The sequence below is a fragment of the uncultured Mycobacterium sp. genome (assembly GCF_964249325.1).
In the GTDB taxonomy this organism is placed as follows: domain Bacteria; phylum Actinomycetota; class Actinomycetes; order Mycobacteriales; family Mycobacteriaceae; genus Mycobacterium.
The window spans coordinates 1,372-6,908 of the sequence record NZ_CAXUCH010000224.1; the positions used below are offsets into that span (position 1 = coordinate 1,372).

The 5,537-nt window shown below is 68.5% G+C and carries 6 protein-coding genes and 1 pseudogene; 3 read left to right on the forward strand and 4 right to left on the reverse strand.

Translation table 11 applies throughout. The features are described from left to right. Window positions 1-103: 103 nt before the first annotated feature. From ACFE99_RS20660 to ACFE99_RS20670, 3 genes are read left to right on the forward strand one after another with little or no spacing between them, the layout of a single operon-like run. Entirely contained in the window at window positions 104-745 is a 642-nt protein-coding gene (locus ACFE99_RS20660) for an amidohydrolase family protein (protein ID WP_375488277.1), read from the forward strand. Then, the gene (locus ACFE99_RS20665; RefSeq protein ID WP_375488278.1) at window positions 742-1,956 is read left to right on the forward strand and encodes a cytochrome P450; all 1,215 of its coding nucleotides are present in this window, start codon (window positions 742-744) and stop codon (window positions 1,954-1,956) included. Before ACFE99_RS20660 ends, ACFE99_RS20665 begins: the two co-directional genes overlap by 4 nt. Window positions 1,957-1,992: 36 nt before the next feature. After that, a complete protein-coding gene (locus ACFE99_RS20670; protein WP_375488279.1) occupies window positions 1,993-2,256 on the forward strand; it encodes a type II toxin-antitoxin system Phd/YefM family antitoxin in 264 nt (87 codons plus the stop codon). Here ACFE99_RS20670 and ACFE99_RS20675 read toward each other — a convergent pair. The 4 genes and pseudogenes from ACFE99_RS20675 to ACFE99_RS20690 all read right to left on the reverse strand — a co-directional run. Further along, window positions 2,247-3,347: a bifunctional RNase H/acid phosphatase gene (locus ACFE99_RS20675; protein WP_375488280.1), complete on the reverse strand. Its 1,101-nt coding sequence runs from the start codon at window positions 3,345-3,347 to the stop codon at window positions 2,247-2,249. The genes ACFE99_RS20670 and ACFE99_RS20675 overlap by 10 nt on opposite strands. Next, window positions 3,344-4,081, reverse strand: coding sequence for a zinc ribbon domain-containing protein (locus ACFE99_RS20680; RefSeq protein ID WP_375488281.1), 738 nt, complete (start codon window positions 4,079-4,081; stop codon window positions 3,344-3,346). Before ACFE99_RS20680 ends, ACFE99_RS20675 begins: the two co-directional genes overlap by 4 nt. Before the next feature lie 22 nt (window positions 4,082-4,103). Next, the gene (locus tag ACFE99_RS20685) at window positions 4,104-5,228 is read right to left on the reverse strand and encodes a Nif3-like dinuclear metal center hexameric protein (protein ID WP_375488282.1); all 1,125 of its coding nucleotides are present in this window, start codon (window positions 5,226-5,228) and stop codon (window positions 4,104-4,106) included. After that, a pseudogene (locus ACFE99_RS20690) lies at window positions 5,225-5,537 on the reverse strand (hypothetical protein); the annotation flags it as partial. The gene ACFE99_RS20685 and the pseudogene ACFE99_RS20690, both read right to left, overlap by 4 nt.

Below are 5,537 nucleotides of genomic sequence, written 5' to 3' on the forward strand. Positions count from 1 at the left end.
GCTCAAGGCGCTCGCCGATCCGCAGGTGCGCCGCCGTCTCAACGAGGGCGCCCAGTCGGAGGCGGCCGGCATCCTACGTGGGCTGTCGCAGTGGCATCGGCTGGTGATCGTCGAAACGTTCGCGCCCGAAAACGCCGACGCCATTGGGCGTTCCGTAGGCGAGGTTGCCGCCGCCCGCGGTGGTGAACCCTTCGACACGCTGTGTGACATCGTGGTCGCCGACGAACTGCGCACCGGACTCATGCCGCCGCCAACCGGCGACGACGCCGCCGACTGGCGGGCACGGGCCGAGGTGTGGCGCCACCCGGATGCCGTCATCGGCGGTTCGGACGCCGGTGCCCACCTGGACATGATGTGCGGCGCCATCTACACGACATCGCTACTCGGGCAAGGAGTCCGCGAACACCAGGTCGTCACGCTCGAGGAGGCCGTGCGGCTGATCACCGACGTGCCGGCCCGCCTCTACGGACTGCGCGACCGCGGCCGGATCAGCCCCGGCTGGCACGCCGACCTGGTGCTGTTCGACCCGGCGACCGTCGACCACGGGCCCGAGCGCACCCGCTACGACCTTCCCGCCGGAGCGCCCCGGCTGGTCGCCGACGCCCGCGGAATCGTCTCGGTGTGGGTCGGCGGTGTCGAAGTCTGTCACGACGGCGCTGCCACCGGCGCCATGCCCGGCACCGTGCTGAGCTCCGGACGCGACACCGAGACCGTCCCGGCCGGAGCCGCTAGGAGTCCGACGTGAGCCAGGTGGACGAGTTCGACCCGGCCGAGTTGCAGGGCGGGCTGCTCATGCAAATCGAGAACGTCCACGAGCGGCTGCGCGAGGCCCGAACGAAACACCGGGTAATGGTTGGCAATCCGTTCAGCGAGACCGCCAGCCAGACCCTGGGCGTGTCAGGCGTGACCGTGCTCGGCTACGACGAATGCCAGACGGTGCTCACCCACCCGGACACGTTTTCCTCCTCCATCTACGAGCACATCATGGGCCCGGTCATGGGCCGCACCCTGCTGGAACTGCAGGGCGCCGAGCACCGCGCCGGTCGGGCCCTGGTATCGCCGTCGTTTCGGACGACGCTGCTCGAGCGGTGGCGCAGCGAACTGGTGCAGGTGGTGGTCGACGAGCTCATCGACCGGTTCGCGCCACGCGGGCGAGCCGAACTGGTTCGCGAGTTCACCTTCGCATTCCCCGTACAGGTCATCGCACGGATCATGGGGCTGCCCCGCGCGGACTACCCGCGCTTCCAGCGGCTGTCGATCGAGTTGCTCAACGTCGTGTACGACTGGGAACGCGGAATCGCCGCATCGGCAGCGTTGAAGGAATACCTCGGCGGCATCCTTGCTCAGCGGCGCCGCGTCCCGCAGGACGATCTGATCAGCACGCTCGCTGAATCCGAGATCGACGGTGAGCGGCTCTGCGATGACGAGATCTTCGCGTTTCTGCTGTTGATCTTGCCGGCCGGAGTCGAGACGACCTACCGAGCGTCGGGAAACCTGTTGGTCGCCTTGCTCACCGAGCCGGCCCTGCTGGAGGCGGTGCGCTCGGACCACGGCCTGGTGCGTAGTGCGCTCGAGGAAGCGCTGCGTTGGGAACCGCCGATCACCTCGGTGATGCGGGTAGCCGCCCGCGACTGCGAACTCGGCGGGATCACGATCCCGGCGGGCACGAACGTCAACGTCAGCGTCGCGTCTGCCAACCGGGATCCGACGCGCTACCCCGACCCTGACCGCTTCGATCTCACCCGAAAGAACATCGCGCACTTGACTTTCGGCGGCGGCCCGCACCTATGCCTCGGCATGCATCTGGCCCGGATGGAGGCGACCGTGGCGATCACGGCGCTGCTTGACCGGCTGCCGGATCTCAGGCCGGACCCCACGGCGTCGAAGCCGCGCATCGTCGGGGTCGCGTTCCGCTCGCCGATAGCGCTGCCCGTCGAGTTCACACCTGGCCGTTGAGCCCGTAAGCTGCTACGGAGATGCTACGCTCGTAGCATGTCAGAGGTGGCCTCGCGGGACCTGCGAAACGATACGGCGGGCGTGCTTCGCCGTGTGCAAGCCGGCGAGCACATCACCATCACGGTCAAGGGGCGTCCGGTCGCACATCTCACCGCGGTTGCTCCGCAACGTCGCCGCTGGTTGACCAAGAGCGAGTTCTTGGGGCGATTGGCGCGTGCGCAGGCCGATCCGGGTCTGCGGGACCAGCTTGCTGTCCTCGCCGGCGACACACCGTCATCCGGGTCTGAGGCCTACAGGTAATCGGTCTGGTTCACCAGCCGCACTGACGCCATCCCGTCGGGATAGAACTCCGCGATGCTCAACGACGCGAGGTCCAGGTGCAACCGGTACAGGATGCCCGGCCCGGCGTCCAGCGCGATGCGCAGCAGCATCTTGATCGGCGTCACGTGCGACACCACAAGCACCGTCGTGCCGCCATGCTCGGTGATGATGCGGTCGCGCGCCCGCAGCACGCGCTGGTGCACATGATCGAAGCTTTCCCCATCGGGCGGTGTGGTGCTGGTGTCGCGCAGCCAGCGCCGATGCAATTCCGGGTCGCGTTCGGCGGCCTCACCGAACGTCAGCCCCTCCCAGCCGCCGAAGTCCGTCTCGACGAGGTCGTCGTCGACGGTCACGTCCAGGCCCAGCGCTTTGGCCGCCGTCGTCGCTGTGTCATAACAGCGCTGCAGCGGTGAGCTCACCACGGCGCTGATCCCGCCCCGCTGCGCGAGGTAGCGCGCCGCTGAATCGGCCTGCCGCCAGCCGAGATCCGTCAACCTCGGGTCGCCGCGTCCCGAGTAGCGGCGGTGCACGGAGAATTCTGTCTGTCCGTGGCGCAACAGCAGCAATCGGGTGGGCGCGCCGCGGGCACCGGTCCAGCCTGGCGCAGTTGGGGTTTCGCTAACTGCGGTCTTGGCTGCCTCGGCCGCCGGCGGCGCCTGTTGCGCCTGGGCCGCGGCGTCCATTGCCTCGTTGGCCAACTGGTCGGCGTGCGCGTTTTGCTCGCGCGGCACCCAGGTGTAGCTGATCCGCTCGAACCTCGAGGCCAGTGCCCGGGCCCGCTTGTGCAGTTCGGCGAGGTCGGGGTGCTTGACCTGCCAGCGCCCCGACATCTGCTCGACCACGAGCTTGGAATCCATCATCACCGTGACCTCGGTAGCGCCCAGCTTCGCCGCCTCGTCCAAACCCGCAATCAGAGCGCGGTATTCGGCGACGTTGTTGGTGGCCCGGCCGATGGCCTGCTTGCTTTCCGCTAGCACGGTCGAGCGGTCGGCGTTCCAGACCACCGACCCATAGCCAGCCGGCCCCGGGTTCCCCCGCGACCCGCCGTCGGCTTCGACGATGACTTTCACTGGTTGAAGTCCTTGATCCGCAACAAGATTGCGCCGCATTCCGGGCAGCGCAGCACGTCGTCTTCGGCGGCCGCCGATATTCGGGCCAGTTCACCGCGGTCGATTTCGATCCGGCAGGCACCGCATCGACGACCCTGCAACGCCCCGGCGCCCGCGCCGCGAGCCGCGCGCTGCCGTTCGTAGAGCGCGATCAGCTCCGGATCCAGTCCCGCGATCAGCTCGTCGCGGCGCGACGCGTGCTGGTGCCGGAGCTGCTCGATTTCGGCGAGCGCGGTGTCGAGGGCCTGCTGGGCGCGCGCCAACTCGGCCTGCAGCACATCGATCGCCGCCAACTCCGCGGCCTGCTGGGCCTGCAGTTCCTCGCGGCGCTCCATCACCTCCAACAGCGAATCTTCCAGGCTGGCTTGCCGGCGTTGCAGGGTCTCCAGCTCGTGCTGCAGCTCACTCAACTGCTTAGCATCCGTCGCGCCGGACTGCAGCAGCGAGCGATCCCGGTCCTCGCGCCGGCGCACCGCGTCGATCTCGGCCTCATATCGCGACACCTGCGCATCGAAGTCCTCCAACGCAATTCGCACGGTAGCCAGCCGGTCGTTGGCTGCACTGTGCTGCGCCTGCACCCGCTCGTATTCTTGCCTTTCCGGAAGGTGGCTGGACCGGTGTGCGATTCGCGACACCTCAGCATCCAAATCAGACAACTCGAGTAATGAGCGTTGTTGTGCCACTGCGGCTTTCATTGCTGGCCTCTCCCACTGTCTGTCACTCCATTTCCCCTAAGTTCCACGGATCGGTGCGGATGGCGCACACTCGCACCGGCAGCGATTCGGCGAAGCGGGATCGCAAGAGGTCGGCGACCTGGTTGCACCATGGGAATTCGCTGGCCCAGTGCGCGACGTCAACCAACGCCACATCCGATGCCCGGCGATGCTCGTCGGCGGGATGGTGACGTAGGTCAGCGGTGACGTATGCCTGCACACCGGCGGCCGCCGCCGCGCCGAGCAAGGAGTCCCCGGCCCCGCCGCACACCGCGACCCGGCTCACCGGCAGATCGGGGTCGCCGGCGGCGCGCACGCCCCACGACGTCTGGGGCAATGCGTTTTCGACCCGAGATACGAACGCGCGCAACGGTTCTGGCCGCGGCAACACACCGATGCGGCCCAGCCCGGCGTCGCTGGGCGGCGGCGCCAGCGCAAAGATGTCGTACGCGGGCTCCTCGTAGGGGTGAGCGGACCGCATCGCCGACAGCACGTCGCGCCGCAGTAGTGCCGGTGCGATGACTTCGACGCGGTCCTCGGCCACCCGCTCGACAGCGCCGACGCTGCCGATGGTCGGCGACGCCCCCTCCTGCGGCAGGAACTGCCCGGTGCCGGTGACGCTCCAGCTGCAGCACGAATAGTCGCCGATGTGGCCGGCTCCGGCGGCGAAGACGGCCGCGCGGACCGCTTCTGCATTTTCGGGTGGCACGTAGATGACCCACTTGTCCTGGTCGGCGGTGACAGCCTGCGGCTCGAGCACTTCCTCCACGGTCAACCCGAGCGCCTGGGCCAACGCGTCGGACACTCCCGGCGATGCCGAGTCGGCGTTGGTGTGCGCGGTGAACAGCGAACGCCCCGACCGGATCAGCCGATGCACCAGCGCACCTTTGGGTGTGCTGGCGGCGACGGTGTCCACGCCGCGCAACAGCAGCGGATGATGCGCCAGCAGCAGACCACCGTCGGGTACCTCGTCGACTACCGCCGCCGTCGCGTCCACCGCGATGGTCACTGAATTCACGGCGTCGTCGGGGTCGCCACACACCAGCCCGACCGAATCCCACGGCTGGGCGAGCTGCGGTGGGTAGGCCTCGTCGAGCACCTCGATGACGTCACGCAGCTTGACACTCATCGCGGCACTCCGCTCACCGCGAGCTCGGCGATCGCCTCCACCAGCACCGGCCACTCCGGGCGCACCGCCGCCCGCAGATACCGTGCGTCCAGGCCGACGAAGGTGTCACATCGGCGTACCGCTATCCGCTTGTCCATCAAGCGCTTTCGCAGCGACTCCGTTTCGGGTGTGGAGAACAACACGAACGGCGCCCGCCCGTCGACCACCTCGGCGCCCACCGATTCCAGCGCGGCCGCCATGTCGGTGCGCAGCACCGCCAGCCGCTGTGCGCCCGCCGCGGCCTCGGCCACCGCCTCCGGCGCGCAACAC